Annotated in this window: 2 protein-coding genes; both read right to left on the reverse strand. The window is 37.3% G+C overall.

The window, feature by feature from the left end; translation table 11 throughout:
* The coding region (locus tag ACRCJ0_RS17070; RefSeq protein WP_431391350.1) for a YtxH domain-containing protein at positions 1–128 on the reverse strand (128 nt) is incomplete at its 3' end.
* Positions 129–164: 36 nt separating this feature from the next.
* The gene (locus ACRCJ0_RS17075) at positions 165–707 is read right to left on the reverse strand and encodes a DUF948 domain-containing protein (RefSeq protein WP_026466183.1); all 543 of its coding nucleotides are present in this window, start codon (positions 705–707) and stop codon (positions 165–167) included.
* Between the last annotated feature and the right edge of the window lie 67 nt (positions 708–774).

Raw genomic sequence — 774 nt, forward strand, 5'->3', positions numbered from 1 at the left:
TTTGCTTGTTGATTTAAGTCATCACGGAACTCGCGACCTGATTTTGGTGCAAATAATAATGCCGCTACAGCACCTGCAGTACCACCGATGATTGCACCTAATAAGAATGAACCTGTATTTCTAGACATATATATTTCCCTCTTTCTTTCAATTAATAATATTGATTAATATGGTTTAGATTGTGAATTCTCTTGTGCCTTGCGCACTTGCCGTTTTTGATATAAAGCTTTAGCTGATTGCCCCACTTTTTGAATACCAGTCACAGTTGGTTGTCCAGGTTTTACTGCTTGATCAGCAGTTACTGTAGCTGAACCAGCTTCAGTAGCACCTGTTGTTTTATCCTTAATATCATCTACCTTTGTTTGGGCAGTATTGGTAATATTTAGGACTAAGTTACGTGTAGAATCATTCACGTCTGAAACAGTTACCCCGACGTCCCCGATTGCTTTGAACAATGGGTCCACTTGAGCTACTTTTCCATTCACATCATCTAATAAAACATTAGACTTATTGAGTAATCCTTGCACCTCAATTGATAATGCATCCACATCCTTGGTGACTACTTTAACTGTTTCATTCGCTTCATTAACAATACCTGTAACTTCCTTCATGGTCTTTGTTAGTTCACGTAAGAATAGAATAATGTAGATCACTAATGCCGCAAATGCTATTGCTGCGATTAAGCCCGCAATTTGGCCTCCGGTCATGTAAAAATCACTCCTTCTCCATCTCTCATATCATTAAATATAAGATATTTAATATATAACTATAAGA

The organism is Aerococcus sp. L_32 (genome assembly GCF_050689315.1).

Bases quoted from the DNA above. Each gene is read 5' to 3' on its own strand.
- ACRCJ0_RS17075 (WP_026466183.1), bottom strand. From the start codon at position 707: ATGACCGGAGGCCAAATTGCGGGCTTAATCGCAGCAATAGCATTTGCG.